Raw genomic sequence first — 19,151 nt, forward strand, 5'->3', positions numbered from 1 at the left:
CTCATAGTTGCTTCAAGCATGATTCCTTAGGGGCGCAGGGGGGCCCGGGACTTGTTCCCTCACGTAGAGCGGACACCACATGATCGGTTCACACGACGGCCCCAATCAGTTCGGACGGCGAGGCCTTCTCGCGGGTGGTGTCGTCGCAGGCCTGGGATCGGCCGCAGCAATAGCAGGCCTGCTGGAAAAGGGGACCTCCCCTCGCGACTCGCCCATCGAACTGACAGCAAACGACCCGGATGCCTCGCTGCCGCTCAACTACGTGAATGTCAAGGCCGCTCCGTTCAATGCAGGCGGAGTCGGTGCAACCGACGACACCGCCGCCATCGCCAGGGCGTATCAATCCGCGGCCGCCAACGGCCGACCGATGTTCTTCCCGGCGGGCAATTACAAGGTCACCTCACTGCCCGCAATGGCCAACAACATGACGATTCTCGGCGCGGGCGCCGGATTGTCGACGATCATCTACGAGGGCAGCGGAACCCTGCTGTCGCTGTCGAACGCCCAGCACGTCACCTTCAAGAACATCGGGTTCTGGATAACCGGCGCGTCCGGCACCGGCATCTCGTTGTCCAACTGCTTTCGATGCAGCTTCGAGTCCGTGATGATCCGCGGCCAGCACAGCGCGGCGAACACAACCGGATTCCGTGCGCAAACGGGAGTCGTACTCACCGCCAACACCGGCGGCACCTCTTTCCTGGATTGCGATATCAACAATCTCGGTACAGGGATGAAGACCTCATGCATTCAGAACTATGTTGCCAACAGCAAGTTCGCCACCAATTATGTGGGAATACTCGGAACCGGTAACAATCTCAACGCCGGCATGTCCCTCATGAACACCGAATTCGTATCCAATCCGAGCGTTGCCGAAACCAACGTCCACATCTACATCGACGGTCGCGCCAACGATTGGTGGTTGACGAACTGCTGGTTCGAAGGCGCCAACAAGGCAATCGTCGTCGGAGTAGCGGGAGTCGGCGGGCCTTCTCAGTTCGGGATGTCCAACTGCAAGGTCGCGGGGAAACAGATCGTCCTCGATCTGCAGTACTGCCGGCAACCCCACCTGTCCAATGTCGTGTTCGACGCGGACCCGGGTGGAACCCCCACCCTTCTCCGCATCAACGCGAGCTCTTGCCCCGACGGCGTGGCCATCAACCTCATCAACAGCCAGGCCGCGGACTTCGCGTCGTCGGTCTTCCCGCCGAACTGGACGGTCATCGGCCGTCGTCGATTCGGGTCCACTCTGGTATCGCCCAACGGCCACAGCTGGCAGTTGAAGGTGAGTGACAGCGGTGCAGTCACAGCCAGCGACCTCGGTGTCATCTGACGGTCACGCTTTACGCTTATACGTAACTCGTAGTAACGTGTAACAGGTCACGCTCGCTGTGCGGACTGGGTTATGCTCGAAACGTTACAACGAAGGATGACAGATGACCACGTGGCGTGAGCGCACCGTGACCAGCGCCGACGTGCGGCTGGCGGTGTTCGAGATGGGCGACACATCCAACCCCACCGTCGTGCTGGTCCACGGTTGGCCGGACACCCACCACCTGTGGACGCACGTGGCCCCGCTGCTCGCCGAGGACTTCCACGTCGTCGCCTATGACACCCGCGGATACGGCGCCACCGATGCACCGGCGGGCGACGCCCCGTACCGACTCGAGGCCCTCGCCGGCGACCTGTTCGCCGTCGCCGCGGCGGTCAGCGACAAGCCGGTGCACGTGATGGCGCACGACTGGGGGTCGGTCCAGACCTGGGAGGCCGTGACCACCCCGGGCGCCTCCGATCGCATCGCCTCGTTCACGTCGGTGTCGGGACCCAACCTCGACCACCTCGGCATGTGGGCCCGCAGCAAGCTCCGCCGCCCGACCCCGTCCGCTGTCGGCACCGCCCTGACGCAGGTCGCGTCGTCGGCGTACACGGTGATGTTCCAGCTACCGGTGGTCCCGAAGGTCTTCTTCGGACTGCTCGGGTGGGCGCCGGTGTGGCGGCAGTTCCTGCACCTGGTCGAGGGCACCGCCCCGGGCGACGTGACCGTCTCACCCACGCTGCACCGCGACATGATCTCGGGCCTGCGGTACTACCGCGCCAACCTGCGGCCCCGACTGTTCCATCCGGACGCCCGCTCGACCGACATCCCGGTCTTCCAGATCGTCAACCGCCGCGACATCGCCCTGCGGCCGGCCATCTACGAGCACACCCATCAGTACGTGCAGCAGTTGTGGCGCCGCGACCTGCCGACCGGACACTGGCTGCCGTACTCGCGGCCCGAGCTGCTGGCCGAGACGACCCGCGACTTCATCACGTCGCTGGAGAGCGGGACCCCGAGCGCCGCGATCGCCCGCGCCCGCCTCACCGGCACCCCCGCACCCTTCGCCGGGAAGCTCGCCGTCATCACCGGCGCCGGCAGCGGGATCGGCCGGGAGACCGCATTGTTGCTGGCCGAACAGGGCGGTGAGGTGGTCCTCGCCGACATCGACCTCGCCGCGGCCGAGAAGACCGCGAGCATCATCACCGACACCGGCGGCACCGCCCACGCCTACGCACTCGACGTGGCCGACACCGATGCGTTCGAGTCGTTCGTCACCACCGTCACCGACACCCACGGCGTCCCCGACATCGTCGTCAACAACGCCGGGATCGGCCTGGCCGGACCGCTTCTCGACGCGACCGACGCCCAGATCCGACGCCTCGTCGACATCAACCTCGTGTCGGTCGCGACGGGCAGCCGCCTGTTCGGTCGGGCGATGGTCGCGCGCGGACTCGGCGGCCAGATCGTCAACCTGGCCTCGGCCGCCGCGTTCACCCCGCAGCGCGGACTCGGCGCCTACGCCGCCACCAAGGCCGGCGTGCTGCTGCTCAGCGAGTCGCTGCGAGCCGAGTTGGCCGAACACCACATCGGTGTCACGGCCATCTGCCCCGGCATCGTCGACACCAACATCATCTCGGCCACCGAGTTCGCCGGCACGAGCGGCGACAGCCAGGAACAGCTGCGCGACAAGATGAACGGAATGTATCGCCGCCGCGGGTTCACACCCGACCGGGTGGCGACGGAGATCCTGGGGGCGATCAGTGCAAACCGCGCGGTGGTCCCGGTGACGGTGGAGGCCAAGGTCGGCTACCGCATCTACCGCTTCGTGCCGGGTCTGTCCCGGCGCATGGCCCGCACCAACCTGGTCTGAGGAGATCGTCATGTCACAGTCAACCCACACCTCGAAAGCAGTTCGGATCGCACCCGGCGAGCACGATCCGGGACCGGTGTCACTGCACGCGCGCAACGTCGCGTTCGACTTCGAGGCGACTCCGCTGCACTGGATCCCGGGCCATCCGATGTCGTCGAACGTCATCAGCATGCTGAACCTGCTGCTCCCCGAGGGTGAGCGGTGGTTCGTCACGACCTACAACGAGGCACTGCCATTGGTCGCCGACGAGGAGCTCGCCGCCACCATGCGCGGGTTCATCGGCCAGGAGGCCATGCACGCCGAGGCCCACGACAAGGTGCTGTGGGACTTCCTCGACCGGCACGGCGTCGACCCGCGACCGTTCCAGCGTCAGATGCAGTGGTTGTTCCGCAAGGCGTTGTCGCCCAAGCAGTCCTGGTCGGAGGATCGTCGCAAGAAGGATCTCGTCGAGCGGCTCTGGCTGATCGCGGCGATCGAGCACTACACCGCGATCCTCGGCGACTTCGCGCTGAACAACACCTGGCGCGAGCACGGCTCCGATCCGGCGATGACCGACCTGTTCACGTGGCACGGCGCCGAGGAGGTCGAACACCGCTGCGTCGCACATGATGTCGCGGTCTACTTCGGCGACGGGTACCTCCGCCGCGGCCGGGCCATGGCGATCAGCCTCGTCGGTCTGTTGATGCTGATCAACCGCGGCAGCCGGTTCATCGCCAAGAGCGACCCGACGATCGAGTACTCGTACTGGCGGATGATCCGCGAATACGCCCGCGGCGCCCGTGCGGGCGTGCTGCCCACGTTGCGGTCGATCATCTTCGCCACCTTCAGCTACTTCAAGCCGACGTTCTATCCCGACCAGATCGGTTCCACCGCACAGGCTGTCGCCTACCTCGCCGCGTCGCCCGCAGCGCGCGCGGCACATCCGTGAGCGTCACCGTGCCGACCGACGAATCGAACATCCCACCGGTACCCACCGATGTCGACATGGCCGCCCCGATGGAGATCTACGACGCCGAGGCGACCCCGCCGCATCTCTACGGACGGTTCCGACACGACCCGGCCATGATGTTCGTCGCCGCCGTCACACGCTCCTGGTATCCGTTGCTCGGCCGATTCGTGAAGGCGCCGAAGGACACCCACGTCAACACCGGCGTCACCACGGTCCGGATCGCCGAGCGCACCGTGGTGGCCGAGGACGAGAACGTGGTGTCGCTGACGTTCGTCGCACTCGACGGCGGAGAGTTACCGCCGTGGTACCCGGGCGCACACCTCGACCTGCTGCTGCCCTCAGGGCGGATGCGTGAGTACTCGCTCTGCGGCGACCCCACCGACCGGACCTACTACCGCATCGCGGTGCGTCGCATCCCCGACGGCGGTGGCGGTTCGGTCGAGGTCCACGAGGCCCTGCAGGTCGGTGACACCATCTCGGTCAAGGGACCGCGCAACGCCTTCCCGCTCGCACTCCCCGGCCGCGGGTCGCCCGCACAGCGGCTGCGCTTCGTCGCCGGCGGTATCGGCATCACCCCGATCCTGCCGATGGTCGCGGCGGCCGACCGCCTCGACCTCGACTGGTCGATGATCTACACCGGTCGATCCGAGGACTCCCTGCCGTTCGTCGAGACCCTGCGCTCGCACGGTGACCGCGTCACGGTCCGCACCGACGACAACGGCGGGATCCCGACGGCCGCCGAACTCCTCGACGGCGTCGAGGCCGGAACCGCGGTCTACTGCTGCGGACCGGTACCCATGCTCAACGCGATCCGCCGCGAGCTCACCCACATCGACGACGTGGAGCTGCACTTCGAACGGTTCAGTCCCCCACCGGTCCTCGACGGATCGGCGTTCGCTGTCACTCTCGAGGCGACCGGGCGCGAGGTCGAGGTCTCGGCGACCGAGTCGACTCTCGCCGCGGTCCGTAGGACGCTGCCGTCGGTGCCCTACTCGTGCCAGCAGGGTTTCTGCGGGACGTGTCGGGTCCGCGTCATCGACGGCGAGGTCGACCACCGGGACACGTTGCTGACGCCGTCGGAGCGCTCCGCCGGATGGATGCTCACCTGCGTCTCGCGCGCCGCCGCGGGGTCCGATCTGCGCCTCGACATCTGACCGGACCCGCTCGCCCGGCAGCTAGGAGTTGGCGCCGATCACCACTTCGGCGATCCCGGAACCCAGAGGCACCGAACGGCATTGCGGGCGGACGGGATGCCCGGGGTCGATTACGTTGATCAGCAATTGCTGGGCGTACCGGTCGTAGGGCATCCCGAAGTGGCCGACCATGTCGGCGGCGCATCGATCCGAGACGAGGATGTTCGTCGCACCCCGCGAGCGGAGCGCGATGTTCGTGTACGGCTGGATCACCTCGTCATAGCGCGATCCGATCGTCGTGTAGTCCACGCCTGCCACGGTGTCGCCGCCGCGGTTTAGTCGGCGGATGAATTCCGACCCCGCGATCTGCTGGACCAACGCGGTGCTGACGGTGTCGGGACCCACCGCCGCAACCAGTCCTGGAATGCGGGCCAGGGGTGCGAGCCCGTAGAAGACGCTGCCGTAGCTCGGTGCGGCGAGCCCGATCCACCTGCGTACCTGTTTCGCCGCGCCGAGATCGGCGATGACGTAGCGACCGATGTTCGCGCCCTGCGAGTACCCGATGATGTCGAGCATCGATGCGCCGGTCGCGGCGAGCACCCGTGGAATGAACTCCGCCACCTGCCTGCCGCTGCGGCGGACGTCCTCGGTTCCGAAACTCGTGGTCGACGGGCGGCCACCGTAGTTGATAGCGAAGACACAGAAGCCGCGTCGGGCGAGCATCGGGGCGATCTCACCGAAGTCGGAGTAGGCGCTCGAGTCGGTCCCGTGCAGCAGGAGGACCGGGCGCGGATGGGCAGCGTTCGGCCGGCATCGGAAGTCGTTGGCACGCGGCGGGGCAGCGTCCGGGTGCGCTTTGGCGTAGGCAACCGCCCCGGCCTGGGTTCGCACCACAGGGGCCGCGGCACCCGGGACCACCGACCGTGACTGCTCGGGCCCGGCGGAGGCGACCCCGCCCGACCCGAGCAGCATCACGACCACTGCCACCACCATGCTCACCCGTCCCGCGGACATGGGGGCCAGTGTGAACCTCCCGCACGTATGTACGTGAGCGTTTGGTCAGATGAATTCCGACGCGACGTCGACCACCGCGGTAGCACGATGTGCCACTGTTGTAGAACAACGCACCAAACAAGTAGGACATTGTTCTATTAGGCTGTCGAGGTGGCCACGAAGAGAACTCCGGGTGCGGAGGTGCGGGACGCGTTGGTCAGCGCCGGGCATCGCGTTCTCGCAGCCAAGGGCGCGCGCGGGCTGACCGTGCGAGCGGTCGCAGCCGAGGCCGGCGTCGCCCCGATGGGGGTGTACAACCACCTCGACGGCAAGGACGGCCTGGTCGCGGTCATCGTCTCGGACGGGTTCGGACAACTCCAGGCCACGACGGCAGGCACTCGTGATCCCGACGGACGGCAGCGACTCCGGGAATCCGGTCGACGTTACCGACGCTTCGCGCTGGAGAACCCGACCCTGTACCGACTGATGTTCTCCGAGGAGTGCAACCTCGGCGGCGACTCCGGCCTGGCCGCGTTCGGGGCGCTCACCGAGATCGTGCGGTACGCGCAGGCCGCCGGTGTCGTCCGCGACGACGACCCCGTCGAACTGACCTTGGCCATCTGGTCGTGCCTGCACGGCGCGGTGAGCCTGGAGCTCGACGGGGCGTCACCGGTCCCGGTCGATCGCGATGCGATCTTCGAATCCGTGCTCGACCTGATCGAGAACGGCGTCACCGCGCGCTGAGGCCCCAGACCTCGCTCAGGGCAACAGGATCGGTGGCAGTCCCGGAATCGGATTGGGGATGCTGCGCGGCCGAGGCCGGGCGCGCGGGGCCGGGTTGCTTCGGCGCGGTGCGGCCTGTGCGGTCGGCGGCGTGACGACGGGCGGAGGGGTCGTGTACTGCGTCGCAGGCGACCGCGCCGCACCGAGATCCAACGGCGGGCGCGACGGCTGGGTCGGCGAGGGCGTCGAGACCGCGCCCACGGGCGGTTGGGCGGTCTGCGCGGCGTTGATCTGACCGCCGATCGTCGGTGGACCCTGGTCTATCCACGGCAGGGTCAGGACGATGATCCCGAGTGCGGCCGAGCTGGCAACCGCACCTGCCCCGATCAGCAGACGACGATTGTGAACACGTCGCGCCTCGGGCGACGCCGTGTCGGTGACCATCGTAGGCGGCGAGTAGTGCCGCGGCCCTCCGGGATCTCTCACATCACGATGATCGTGCACGGAGATCGGCTCCCGCTCACCACCCGGTCCGAAGAACGCATCGTGCCCTCCCGGGGCCGGCATCGGCGGGTTCCACGGGTCCCCCGGGACGATGGGCGCTGCGATGTCGCGCACCCGTCGCGGTGGCGGCGCGAAGGGCGGCGGCAGATGGGGTCCCGCGGGCGGGCTCGGTGGCGCGGAGGACCCGGGCACGACAGGCTGTGGGACGAACGCTGCCGGAGCATCCGGCGGCACGACAGGCGCGGGCACGGCGACCGGCGTCGGCACGGGCACCGCGACCGGGACCGGCATCGGCTCGACCGGGCGCGACATCGACGCGAAAACCGGCGTCGGCTCGAGTGGCACAGGCGATTCGAATTGCACAGGCGGCTCGAATGCTGCGTCCGGTCCGACAGATGGCAACTCGGCCGAAGCAGTGGTCACCGGCGATACCTGTTCGGACTGCCCGGGCACGGCGACGACGGGCTGCGACGTCGCCGCCGGTGCGCCGTGTCGGGCGCGCCCGCGGCCCTGGGGAACGACCTCGTCCTCCACGGCGACCGCAGGGATCGAGGCATTCTGCGCGAGAGACTCGAAGAGTCCGGGCCACCGACGATGATCGGGCAGGAAGACGACGGCACCGACCGGGGGCTCGAAGTCGGCCGCGGCCGACCTCCACAACGCCGCTGCGACCATCAGGTGCGGGTGCAGTGCGACGACGAGGTCGCGCCGCGAGACCCGGACCAACCCGACGTGCGCGGTGCCCATCGCGAACGCGCCGTCCGCGGTGGCCAGCGTCGTCCGCAGACCGGTGACGAGGTGCAGCAGTTCGTCGACCCACTCGTCGGATTCGGGACGCTCCACACGTCCGGTCCGGACCAGGTGATCGGCGACCGCACGGTCGAGCATCCGGGGACTGAGCGCGTCGTCGCCACGTTCGGCCACGCGGCTACCGGTGCCCGCGTCGACCACCGTGGCCTGCAGGCCACGGTCGCACAGTTCCACCAGGACGAACGCGGCACAGTCGGCCAGGCCCGCGGCACCGAGACGGGCTCGGATGTCGCGCAGCACGGTGTCGTCGAGCACTGCCGGATCAGAGTCCAGCGCCCGTTCGGCTAAAGACATGATCCCCCTGGCTACCGGGTCCGACGACACTCCCCATGTCACCGACCCTGAGGCCAACATAACATGTCATCGCGTCCGGACAGATGCCTCCACATCGTCCGGCGCGAGCGCCACGGCGGTGAAATCATGGGTCAGATCGATACCGCGCATCTGTGCGACGTACTGACTCGCGAACCCCGGGAACATCGTCGCGTTGAAGCCGTCCTCGGTGAGGTACCAGCTCTTGCAGCCGGAGTTCCACGTCGTCTTCTCCAGACGTCGCTGGATGTCGGCGTTGTAATCCGCCTGCGCGGTGGGATGTACGTCGAGCACCGCGAGTCGACGACGCAGCACCGTGGTGACCGCCATGACGATCGCGTCGATCTGGGCCTCCATGTACACCAGCGCCGAGCTGTGTCCAGGGCCGGAGTTGGGGCCGAAGGTGAAGTACAGGTTCGGGTAGCCGGAGACGGCGATGCTCTTGTACGCGTATGCGCCTCGACTCCACTCGTCACCGAGGACGCGTCCGTCACGGCCGGTGATCGGGATGGGCGTGCCCTGCTTGGAGACCTCGAAGCCGGTCGCGAACACGAGCGCGTCGAACTGGTGCTCGACACCCTCGACCGTCCGCACCCCCTTCTCGCTGATGCGGGCGATGGGCCACGTGATCAGTCGGCAGTTGTCCTCCTGCAGCGCCGGGTAGTAGGCGCTGGTCATGAGCAGGCGCTTGCAACCGGCCCGGAAGTCGGGCGTGAGCTGTCGCCGCATCCACGGGTCCTTCACCTGGGCCCGCATGCTGATCTTCGAGACGGCCTCGACGACCCGCGTCAGCGGCGAGTTCCACACGACACCCAGGGCGACCGACTCATGGCCCCAGAACCAGGCCGCACGGGAGGCCGACTGCAGCAACGGGATCCGCGCATAGGCCTTCTTCGTCCGCGCGCTGACCGACGGGTTGATGCGTGGGAGCACCCAGCCCGGGGTCCGTTGGAACACCGACACCTGCGCCGCCGAGCGGACCAGTTCGGGGATGACCTGCACCCCACTGGCCCCGGTGCCGATTACACCGACCTTCTTGCCGGTGAAGTCGTAGTCGTGGTCCCAGTCGGCGCTGTGCATGCGCTTGCCCGCGAACTCCTCGATGCCGGTGATGTCGGGGTACCCCGGCGTCGACAGCGGCCCCGACGCCACCACGACGGTGCGGGCGTACAGCGGGTCGGAGTCGGCGATGGCACATTCCCATACGCCGTTGGCCTCGTCGAAGACGACACCGGTCACGGTGGCGCCGTAACGGATCCGCCGATCGAGGTCGTGGTCGGCGACCATCGTGTCGATGTAGGAGAGGATCTCGGCACTGCCGGAGTAGGTCTTGCTCCAGTCCGGGTTGGGTGCAAAGGAGTACGAGTACAGCCGCGACGGGATGTCGCATGCGGCACCGGGATAGGTGTTGTCGCGCCACGTGCCGCCCGGTCGGGTGTCGCGCTCGAGGAGCACGAAGTCCTCGACACCGCTCTGCCGCAGCCGGATCGCGGCACCGATGCCGGCGAAACCGGCTCCGATGATGGCGGTGTCGACCACGGGCTTGTCGTTGAGGTCGGTGCGCTTCTTCGAAGTCCCGGTCATGTCATTCTCCTACGGTCGTGGTGAGGGCAGGCACGGCGGACGGCGCCCCCGTCTGGGGCAGGATCCGGTTGAGCAGGCCGAGTCCTGCCGTGTACGTGCGCGGCAGATGTCGTTTGGCCGACCAGATCGCCTTCGCGTCGAGCTGCGGGACCACGTAGAGCTGTCCGCGGTCGTGGGCGTTCAGCGTGCCCTTGGCGACGCGGTCAGGTGAGAGGCCGGTGTAGCGCATGAGCGTCCCGGCGAGCTTCGACGCGTCGGCGGTGATGCGTCCGTCGACCGCGACGTTGGTCTTGACGAAGGTCGGGCACAGCACGGTGACGGCGAGGTCGGTGCCGCCCAGTTCTGCCGCGATCGTCTCCGACAGGGCCAGCACGCCGGCCTTGCCGACGTTGTACGCGGCCATTCCGGGCGCCGCGGAGAACGCGGCGGTGGACGCGACGTTGATCAGACCCCCACGACCGGCCTCGCGCAGCTGCGGGAGGAACTTCTCCGAGCCGTAGACCATGCCCCACAGGTTGATCCCGAGCGCCCACTGCCAGTCGTCGATGCCGATCTCGCCCACCGGTTTGCCGCCGATACCGACGCCCGCGTTGTTGATCATCAGCGAGGTGGGCGCACCGAACCAGTCCTGTGCCTGCGCCGCGAGCTCGTCGACGTCCTCGCTCACCGAGACGTCGCAGAAGACCGGGTAGGCGCGACCGGAGGTGAGCCGGTCGATCATGGACACGGTCTCCTTGACGCGGTCACCGTCGATGTCGGAGCAGACGACGCGCGACCCGCGACGGGCCAGCTCGAGCGCGAAGGCGCGGCCGATGCCACTGCCGGCGCCAGTGACCACCGCATTGGCGTTGCGGGTCCTGTTGGGTGACTTGCTCATTCATGCACTCCGTTGTCTCGAGGTCTGGGCCGTGGTGTGGAGGGAGACGAAACGCGCGATGGCCCTCAGAGCGCGGTCGGCCTCGGGCACCAGGCGTGGGAACGCCTGGAACACGTGCATCTGTCCGTCGTAGATCTGCAGCTCGCAGCTGCCACCCGCTGCGACGACCGCGTCGGCGATCGCCTCGGCGTCGGCGCTGAGCATCTCGGCACCACCGGCCTGCACCAGCATCGGCGGCAGGGTGATCCCCTGCGACAGAGCCAGCCTGAGTCGCGGGGTGTCGTCGGCGAGGCCGTGCGTGTAGTGCGCTACGAGCCGGCGGGCGGCGCGCGCGGAGATCATCGGGTCGCGCCTGCGCTGCTCGCGTTGCGCCGCAAGGGAGAACGTGAGGTCGAACAGCGGTGAGAGCATCACCGCGGCACCCGGCTGGGCGAACCCGGTCCGGGCGTTCTCGGCGACGAGATCCAGGATGAGATGCCCGCCTGCCGAATCGCCGGCCAGGATGATGTCCTCCGGGGCGTGACCGGATTCGATGAGCCACAGGTAGGCCGCGCGTACGTCGTCGGCGGCCGCGGGGAAGCGGTACTCGGGGGCCAGCCGGTACTCGACGGTGAACGCCTGCACCCCGGTGGTGCGCGACAGACGGGCCACCAGGGCGCGGTGGGTGGCGGCCGAGCAGATCGCGTACGCACTGCCGTGGACGTACAGGATGACCCGGCGGGTGTCGGAGACCGCGGTGTCGGAGACCCATTCCCCGCGGATACGGGCGCCGCCGGCACTCCTGGTGTCGACTTTCTCGACGCGGGTGTCCCGAGGGGTGGACGCGCCGAGGCGCATGGACCCGGCGACCAGGACGCGGGCGAACTTGACGCCCGATGCGGTGGCGGGCACCCGGTCGGCCAGGGGGCGCAACCACAGCGCCGTGGACGCCACGAGGGCACGGGAACGAAGCGAAGGACTCACCCCACGACATCACCACACAGCGTGCCACTTGTCAATGTAACAATGGACGGTGTCAGTGACCTGCGGTTCGGTATGCTCATGCGCTGTTATGACTGAGTATCGGATCGATGACCTGGCGCGGGCTGCCGGCACCACCACCCGCAACGTACGCGGGTATCAGGACCGCGGGCTACTGCCCCGTCCGGCCAAGCGTGGCCGTATCGCGATCTACACCGACAACCATCTCGCGCGCCTGACGCTCATCAACGATCTGCTCAAACGCGGTTACAACGCCCGCCACATAGCCGACTTCATCAAGGGCATGCAGCGCGGTGATGGTCTGGCGAAGATCCTCGGGGTCGAGGAGATCCTCGCCGAACCGTGGTCGAAGGCGCCGTCGGAGCGGGTGTCGGCCGCGACGCTGCAATCGATCGTCAGCTCCATCGATCCGCTCGACTTCGAGAAGATGGCCGACATGGGCCTCATCGAACCGGATGGCGGCGACTATCTGCTGCTCGACAGCGACACCGTCTACGGTTTCGGACGTCTCATCGAACTCGGGCTCAGCCTGACGTCTCTGCTCAACGTGTTCGGACGACTCGACGACGACCTGGACGGTGCGGCGACAACACTCATCACCGCCGCCCGCGACGAGTTCGTGACCCGTCGCGGCAAGGGCTGGGTCCCCCGCGGCGAGGAGGAATCCGAGTGGGCGGCGATCCTGATGAACGAGATGCGTGCGGTGGCAACCACATCCGCGCACAATGCCCTGAACCGGGCCCTGGATCGCACGCTTGCCGACGTGCTGAAGGACTACCTACAGGGGTGAACCGCTCCGCTCACCGACGCGGCAGTTCCACGACCCTCGGCGTCCCGCCGAGACCGTGGTAGGTCCAGCCCGCCGCCATCCAGACGGCCGGGTCGAGGCAGCGCCGTCCGTCGACGATGACCTTGCCGCGCATGACCGGTTCGAGATCGGCGGGCTTGAGTTCGAGGAACTCCGCCCACTCCGTCAGCACCAGGACGACGTCGGCCAGTTCGCACGCCTGCGCCGCCGAGTCGGCGTAACCGAGCGTGGGAAACAGTTTGCGCGAGTTGTCCATCGCCTTCGGGTCGTACACGCTGACCGCCGCACCCTTGAGCTGTAGCTGGCCGGCGACGTTGAGCGCGGGCGAGTCGCGGACGTCGTCGCTCTCGGGCTTGAAGGCCGCACCCAGCACGGCGATGTTCGAGCCCAACAGTTCGCCGCCGCACGCCTTGGTGGCGAGTTCGACCATCGCGGTGCGTCGGCGCATGTTGATCGAGTCGACCTCGCGTAGGAACGTCAACGCCTGGTCGGCACCGAGCTCACCGGCGCGCGCCATGAACGCGCGGATGTCCTTGGGGAGACAGCCCCCGCCGAATCCCAACCCCGCGTTGAGGAACCGACGACCGATGCGCTGGTCGTAGCCGATCGCGTCGGCCAGGGTCGACACATCCGCGCCGGCGGCCTCGCACACCTCGCTGATGGCGTTGATGAACGAGATCTTGGTGGCGAGAAACGCGTTCGCCGACACCTTCACCAGTTCGGCGGTCGCGAGATCGGTGCGCAGGAACGGGGTGTCCTCGGCGAGGATGGTCGCGTAGATCTCCTCGACCTGGGCGACGACCGCGTCCTGGTCCCCCTCGGGGTCGACGCCGAGGACGATGCGGTCGGGGTGCAGCGTGTCGGCCACGGCGAATCCCTCGCGCAGGAACTCGGGGTTCCAGGCCACCGAGATGTCCGCCTCGGTACCCGACTCCTTCAGTCGACGGATGATCTCCACCGAGGTACCCACCGGCACAGTCGATTTGCCGATCAACAGGTGCGAGCCGGTCAGGGATGCGGCCAGCTCGTCGACCACGGAGAACACGTAGCGCAGGTCGGCGGCGTACTCCCCCTTCTTCTGCGGTGTCCCGACGCCGAGGAAGTGCACGGTCGCGAACGACGCGGCCTCGGCGATGTCGGTGGTGAAGTGCAGCCGACCCGAGTCGAGATTGCGTTGCAGCACTTCGGGAAGTCCCGGTTCGTAGAACGGCACCTCGCCGCGCGAGAGCATCTCGACCTTGCTCGCATCGACGTCGACACCGAGCACCTCATGGCCCAGTTCGGCCATGCATGCCGCATGGGTCGCGCCGAGATATCCACATCCGAAGACCGTGACCCTCATGTTCGGTCACAGTACGCGGTGGATCCCGGTTCTCACCAAACCGAGATCGGGCCGAAAGACGGCCGGTGAACGTAGGCTGACCTGGTGGTTACCGCGTGGTGTCGCCGGTCCCGGGCACTGGTGCGAGGGGTCAGGAGGGCCGGAAGTTCAGGTACGCCTTCGACGGTGTCGGACCACGCTGGCCCTGGTATTTCGACCCGATCCCGGCGCTGCCGTAGGGGTTCTCCGCCGGACTCGACAGCCGGATGAGGCACAGCTGCCCGATCTTCATCCCCGGCCACAGGGTGATGGGCAGGTTCGCGACGTTGGAGAGCTCGAGGGTGATGTGTCCGGTGAAGCCGGGGTCGATGAAGCCTGCGGTGGAGTGGGTCAGCAGCCCGAGTCGGCCGAGGGACGACTTGCCCTCGAGTCGGCCGGCGAGGTCGTCGGGCAGGGTGCACACCTCCAGCGTCGAGCCGAGCACGAACTCTCCCGGGTGCAGGACGAAGGGTTCGCCGTCGGCGGGCTCGATGAGGCTGGTGAGCTCGTCCTGGCGCTGCGCCGGGTCGATGTGCGTGTAGCGCGTGTTGTTGAAGACCCGGAAGAGACTGTCGAGACGCACGTCGACGCTGGAGGGCTGCACCAGCGCAGCATCGTACGGTTCCAGCGCGAGGCGTCCACTGGCGAGCTCGGCGCGGATGTCGCGGTCGGAGAGCAGCATGGGGACGAGGTTAACCCAGCCCTCATCCACCCCACGGATCGCTGCGATCGGGGTCTTCTGCGGTGCGCGCTCGTTCCCACGCCTGTTCGAGGAGTTCTTCGGGGTGGTGGGCGTGGTTGATCCGCGGTTGTCGTTCGGGGTCGATCGAGGCCGGTGGGATCCACGCGCATCGCCCCTTGTACCGGCCGTGCTCGACGATGACGGTCTGCCACTGCTCAGGACCGTCGCCGACCATCGAATGGTGATCGGGACACGCCGGTGTCAACTGGTTGATGTCGGTCAGCCCGCCTTTGGACCAGTCGGTGACGTGATGGGCCTCGGTCCAGGTGAACGGGGCCGTGCAGCCCCCGAAAGTGCACCCCAGGGCGTTGATCCACATCGCGATCCGCTGCGCCGCCGACGCGAGCCTCCTGCTGCGACCGAGAAACATCGGCAGACCCTGCGCATCGAGGACCGCGAGCAACAGATTGTTGGCCTTGGCCAACTCCAGCGCGTCCACCACCGGGATCAGACCACCCGACATCGTGGTCGCCACACCAGCCATCTCCATGACCTGCTCGTAGGTCATCGTCACCACCACCTGCGCGGGTGCCCCGCGATGGGAGCCGAGGGTGCCATTGGCGATGAACCAGGCCGCCATCGCCGACAACGCATCGTGGCGGCGCTGCGGCGCCGAGCGGGTGTCGCGTTGCGCCGCGGCATCAGCCAGATCTCTGTCGGTGTCGGGATCCGAATAGGACCCCGACGGCGACTCCGGATCCTCGGGATTGTTCATCCCCGGTCGCGCCCACGCATCGAACAGGACATCGAACATCGCTCGCGTCGCCGGATCCAGCTCGCCCTTGAGCTTCGACATCATCGATGCATCCTGCCGCGACAGCGACAGCCCGCGACGTTTTGCCCGATCAGCATCATCGGTCAACGTGCCGTCCGGATCGAGATGGGCCAGCAGCCGATCACCGACGGCCTCGATCTGTCGCGGGTCGAGGTCGCGCGCCGACTCGGTCATCACCCGCTGTGCGCGCTCGCGCTTCTCCGCGCTCACCGCGTCCGGGATCTTCTCCAGCACTTTCAGGATCTCGTCGGCGTGACGTTCGGAGAGTTCGGCGTCGAACACCGCCTGCGACAGATCGAAGTGCTTCGGCTCCTGCATCTCACCGGTGAACGACCGCATACACACCGTCGCCGCGGCCACCCGGAGCCGGCGCGCAGCGTCGGACGCGGAGATCTTCAACTCCCCCACCACCATCTGCGCGACGCGCTTGTACCCCCAGCGGGTGTGCGAGCCACGGTCACTGATCTCGGTGATCGTCGTATGCGAGGCGACGGCCGCCTTCCGCGCGACCCGCTCGACACCGTGGAGCAGTGTCCGCAACTGCGACTCATCGAGCCGGGACAGATCGGCGGCGTTCACCTCGTCGAGCGTCTCGTCGAGTGTCGCGAGCAGATCCAGCACAGGGCTCGCCGTGGGCATCGGCATCGCAGAAACCGTCATCACCGCCCCCTCCCCGAGACCGTCCGACCAACTGGAGCCATTGTAGAAAAGGACTCCGACAAATGCCGCGATCCACTGCCGGAACTGTGGAGCGATCAGCAACAGTGGACAAAATCTCGGCCCGTTGCTACTCCGCCGCAGCCCATTTCAGAACGTCGTCCACCGACCACGTGGTGACGATGCGATCCGCGGAGACACCCAGCCGCTCCGCACGTTCGCAGCCGTAGGCCTTGAAGTCCAGCTGGCCGGGCGCGTGCGCGTCGGAATCGATGGCGAACAGGCACCCCAGATCTTCTGCGAGTTCGATCATCTCGTCCGGCGGGTCCACGCGCTCCGGCCGAGAGTTGATCTCGACGGCGGTGTTGTTCTCGGCGCACGCCGCGAAAACGGCCTCGGGGTCGAATTTCGACTGCGGGCGTTCGCCGCGTCCGCCGGCGACGAGCCGGCCGGTGCAGTGGCCGAGGACGTTCACGCGTCGGTCGCTGACTGCCGTCACCAACCGGCGGGTCATCGGACCTCGATCCATCTTCAGGTTCGAATGCACCGAGGCGGTGACGATCTCAAGTCGGTCGAGCATCTCGTCGGTCTGGTCGAGGCTGCCATCGTCGAGGATGTCGACCTCGATGCCGGAGACGAGCCGGAACCCGTCGTCCCGTGCGGAGTTGATGTCGGCGACGACGTCGAGTTGGTGCGCCAACCGCTCGGCCGACAGACCGTTCGCGACCCGCAGGCGGGGTGAGTGGTCGGTCAGCGCCATCCATTCCTGTCCGAGTGCGGCTGCGGCGTCGACCATCTCGTCGATGGACGCCCCACCGTCACTCCAGTTCGAGTGCGCGTGCAGATCTCCGCGCATCGCGGCGTAAAGGTCCTCGCCACCGGCGACGAGCGGTCCCACCTCCTCCTGGAGCGTGAACAGGCGGGCGGGCACCTTGCCACGGACGGCCTCGTTGATGACCGCCGCGGTGGACTTGCCGATGCCGGTGATGTCGCTGATCGCGTGGCGTTCCACCCGGGCGCGGGTCTCGTCGAGTCCCATCTGGGCCACGATGCCCGCGGCCTTGCGGAACGCCTCCACACGATAGGACCCCTCGCGGGCGCGCTCCATCAGGAACGCGACGCGCAGCAGCGCGTCGTACGACGTCATGGGGGCGGTCAGATCGGACACGGGCCTCATGGGTCCAGTCTCCCACCACCGCGCGGCGAGCCCTTGCTACGCTTGCCTTCGCGACTGCGATCGCGCGCCGATGTAGTTCAATGGCAGAACATCAGCTTCCCAAGCTGAATACGCGGGTTCGATTCCCGTCATCGGCTCCACATAACCGCTGGTAGAGCGGTTGGCCGACCATTCTGGTGTAGCCGAGACTGCGGCCCCACACTCCCCACACACTCCACATGGGGCGTCGAGTTGCGCATCGGCGGCGCGGCAGCCGCCAGCAAGGGGACTTCGGGTGGAACAATCGTTTCGTGGACGAACTCGACATCTGGCCTACGTTTGGATTTCGCAAGAACCCCTACGGCACAGAAGAACTACGGCCCGATTCGGAGGGCGGCATTCTGCTGGTTGGTCGAGACTTGGAGGTCCGCAAGCTTCAGCGTCGCTGGTATTCGTCCTCCCAAATTGCGACGATAGAAGGCCCTGTGGGCGTGGGCAAAACGAGTCTGGCGGGAGTTGCGGCTTACCGTGCGATGCAGACACGTATCGACCTGAAATCAGATTTAATAGTTCCACTAAACCGCACAATACAGTTTCAGCAAGACACCGATGAACTATCGAAGAAGATACTGTTCGAGATTAGTCAGTCCTTGTTGCGACACGAGACTACTTTGCGAAATTGCGACCATAATGTGCCCAGCCTCAACGACCTTCGCTCCTGGGTTAATAACCCCATCTTCAAGGGTGGGAGCGCAGGCGTCGGGCCGGTGTCGTTGGGAAAATCAACCCCCTCCGCCAACAGCAGCAGTGGATTTTCCGAATCCGGCTTCGAGGAGCATCTCACTTACGTTCTTCAAGAAACATTTCCAGCGGACAAGACCGGCTCTTTTGTTGGAATTATCGATAACTTAGAACTTCTTCGAACCGTGGGCGCCGCACGCGACTGTTTGGATGTTTTGCGAGACACTGTCTTCCGACTTCCAGGAATGCGGTGGGTTCTGGTTGGCGCAAGCGGCATTGTCAAAACCGCCGTGAGCGTACCGCGGCTATCTGGCAAAGTAGCCAGCCCAATTCAGCTCGAGCCCGTCGCAGATGATTCGATTGAGGCTCTTATTGAGAAGCGCCTCACCCTGTACAGCCAAGGCGGTCACCCTAGACCCCCTGTCACCCCAGCTGCCTTTCAGTATCTACATACGATCGCGGGCAAAAATTTGCGCGAAACGTTCAAGCATGCGCAGGACATTGCGCTTTGGTTGGCCGAGCGGGTCGAGGATGGAAAAGGAATTCCCGAGGACCCGGTAGAGACATGGATTCGCGAGCAGGCCGATTACGACATAATTGCGGCGCAAATGACCGTTGCCGCTCAAGAGGTTTTCGACCAACTGACTGCGAACGGCGGCTCTATGCCCGCAGCGCAGTTGGCCGAGGATCCCAAGACCTACGCGCAAAAAGTGCGGTATCGAGTTCGAATTCTCGAGAAGCTAAACCTGGTAGAAACAGTGGGAACGGAGGATGATTTACGTTTTAAGATTGTCCGGCTCACTGCCCTTGGTTGGTTTACCCACCACATCAGATCTTTGTGACAAAGCTATCGATTGAATG

Annotated in this window: 16 protein-coding genes and 1 tRNA gene; 8 read left to right on the forward strand and 9 right to left on the reverse strand. The window is 66.6% G+C overall.

What is annotated here, in order from left to right; translation table 11 throughout:
- The first annotated feature begins 79 nt into the window (after positions 1-79).
- From IEV93_RS02975 to IEV93_RS02990, 4 genes are all read left to right on the forward strand, one after another.
- Positions 80-1,330, forward strand: coding sequence for a glycosyl hydrolase family 28-related protein (locus tag IEV93_RS02975; protein ID WP_188486794.1), 1,251 nt, complete (start codon positions 80-82; stop codon positions 1,328-1,330).
- Positions 1,331-1,433: 103 nt separating this feature from the next.
- The gene (locus IEV93_RS02980; protein WP_188486796.1) at positions 1,434-3,185 is read left to right on the forward strand and encodes an SDR family oxidoreductase; all 1,752 of its coding nucleotides are present in this window, start codon (positions 1,434-1,436) and stop codon (positions 3,183-3,185) included.
- A gap of 10 nt (positions 3,186-3,195) precedes the next feature.
- On the forward strand, positions 3,196-4,113 hold the full coding sequence (locus IEV93_RS02985) for a metal-dependent hydrolase (protein ID WP_188486799.1): 918 nt from the start codon (positions 3,196-3,198) through the stop codon (positions 4,111-4,113).
- 56 nt (positions 4,114-4,169) lie between these two features.
- Positions 4,170-5,288, forward strand: coding sequence for a PDR/VanB family oxidoreductase (locus IEV93_RS02990; protein WP_188490324.1), 1,119 nt, complete (start codon positions 4,170-4,172; stop codon positions 5,286-5,288).
- Positions 5,289-5,309: 21 nt separating this feature from the next.
- Here the strand turns inward: IEV93_RS02990 and IEV93_RS02995 are convergent, their stop codons facing one another.
- On the reverse strand, positions 5,310-6,281 hold the full coding sequence (locus IEV93_RS02995) for an esterase/lipase family protein (RefSeq protein ID WP_229704849.1): 972 nt from the start codon (positions 6,279-6,281) through the stop codon (positions 5,310-5,312).
- Positions 6,282-6,431: 150 nt separating this feature from the next.
- Here IEV93_RS02995 and IEV93_RS03000 point away from each other — a divergent pair, with 150 nt between their 5' ends.
- Positions 6,432-7,004 (forward strand): TetR/AcrR family transcriptional regulator, encoded by a 573-nt coding sequence (locus IEV93_RS03000; RefSeq protein ID WP_229704850.1) that lies wholly within the window; start codon positions 6,432-6,434, stop codon positions 7,002-7,004.
- A 15-nt stretch (positions 7,005-7,019) separates the two neighbouring features.
- Here the strand turns inward: IEV93_RS03000 and IEV93_RS03005 are convergent, their stop codons facing one another.
- The 4 genes from IEV93_RS03005 to IEV93_RS03020 all read right to left on the reverse strand — a co-directional run bounded on the left by IEV93_RS03005 (position 7,020) and on the right by IEV93_RS03020 (position 12,003).
- Positions 7,020-8,591, reverse strand: coding sequence for a hypothetical protein (locus IEV93_RS03005; protein WP_188486801.1), 1,572 nt, complete (start codon positions 8,589-8,591; stop codon positions 7,020-7,022).
- 66 nt (positions 8,592-8,657) lie between these two features.
- Positions 8,658-10,193 carry a flavin-containing monooxygenase gene (locus IEV93_RS03010; protein WP_188486803.1) on the reverse strand — a complete coding sequence of 512 codons (1,536 nt, stop codon included), beginning with the start codon at positions 10,191-10,193 and terminating at the stop codon, positions 8,658-8,660.
- A gap of 1 nt (position 10,194) precedes the next feature.
- A complete protein-coding gene (locus IEV93_RS03015) occupies positions 10,195-11,070 on the reverse strand; it encodes an SDR family NAD(P)-dependent oxidoreductase (RefSeq protein ID WP_188486805.1) in 876 nt (291 codons plus the stop codon).
- Entirely contained in the window at positions 11,071-12,003 is a 933-nt protein-coding gene (locus IEV93_RS03020) for an alpha/beta hydrolase (protein ID WP_229704851.1), read from the reverse strand.
- Positions 12,004-12,121: 118 nt separating this feature from the next.
- Between IEV93_RS03020 and IEV93_RS03025 the strand changes: the two genes are divergently transcribed.
- Positions 12,122-12,841: a MerR family transcriptional regulator gene (locus IEV93_RS03025; protein WP_188486806.1), complete on the forward strand. Its 720-nt coding sequence runs from the start codon at positions 12,122-12,124 to the stop codon at positions 12,839-12,841.
- Between the two features lie 10 nt (positions 12,842-12,851).
- Here IEV93_RS03025 and IEV93_RS03030 read toward each other — a convergent pair whose 3' ends face one another.
- The 4 genes from IEV93_RS03030 to IEV93_RS03045 all read right to left on the reverse strand — a co-directional run bounded on the left by IEV93_RS03030 (position 12,852) and on the right by IEV93_RS03045 (position 17,570).
- Entirely contained in the window at positions 12,852-14,201 is a 1,350-nt protein-coding gene (locus IEV93_RS03030; RefSeq protein ID WP_188486807.1) for a UDP-glucose dehydrogenase family protein, read from the reverse strand.
- A 130-nt stretch (positions 14,202-14,331) separates the two neighbouring features.
- On the reverse strand, positions 14,332-14,901 hold the full coding sequence (gene dcd, locus IEV93_RS03035) for a dCTP deaminase (RefSeq protein ID WP_188486808.1): 570 nt from the start codon (positions 14,899-14,901) through the stop codon (positions 14,332-14,334).
- Positions 14,902-14,923: 22 nt separating this feature from the next.
- A complete protein-coding gene (locus tag IEV93_RS03040; RefSeq protein ID WP_188486809.1) occupies positions 14,924-16,381 on the reverse strand; it encodes an HNH endonuclease signature motif containing protein in 1,458 nt (485 codons plus the stop codon).
- A 142-nt stretch (positions 16,382-16,523) separates the two neighbouring features.
- A complete protein-coding gene (locus tag IEV93_RS03045; RefSeq protein ID WP_188486810.1) occupies positions 16,524-17,570 on the reverse strand; it encodes a PHP domain-containing protein in 1,047 nt (348 codons plus the stop codon).
- Between the two features lie 66 nt (positions 17,571-17,636).
- Between IEV93_RS03045 and IEV93_RS03050 the strand changes: the two genes are divergently transcribed.
- Both IEV93_RS03050 and IEV93_RS03055 read left to right on the forward strand, forming a co-directional pair.
- A tRNA-Gly gene (locus IEV93_RS03050) sits at positions 17,637-17,710 on the forward strand.
- Positions 17,711-17,860: 150 nt separating this feature from the next.
- Complete coding sequence (locus IEV93_RS03055) at positions 17,861-19,132, forward strand: hypothetical protein (protein ID WP_188486811.1); 1,272 nt, start codon at positions 17,861-17,863, stop codon at positions 19,130-19,132.
- The last annotated feature ends 19 nt before the right edge of the window (positions 19,133-19,151 follow it).

Source organism: Williamsia phyllosphaerae (assembly GCF_014635305.1).
Taxonomy (GTDB): Bacteria; Actinomycetota; Actinomycetes; order Mycobacteriales; family Mycobacteriaceae; genus Williamsia_A; species Williamsia_A phyllosphaerae.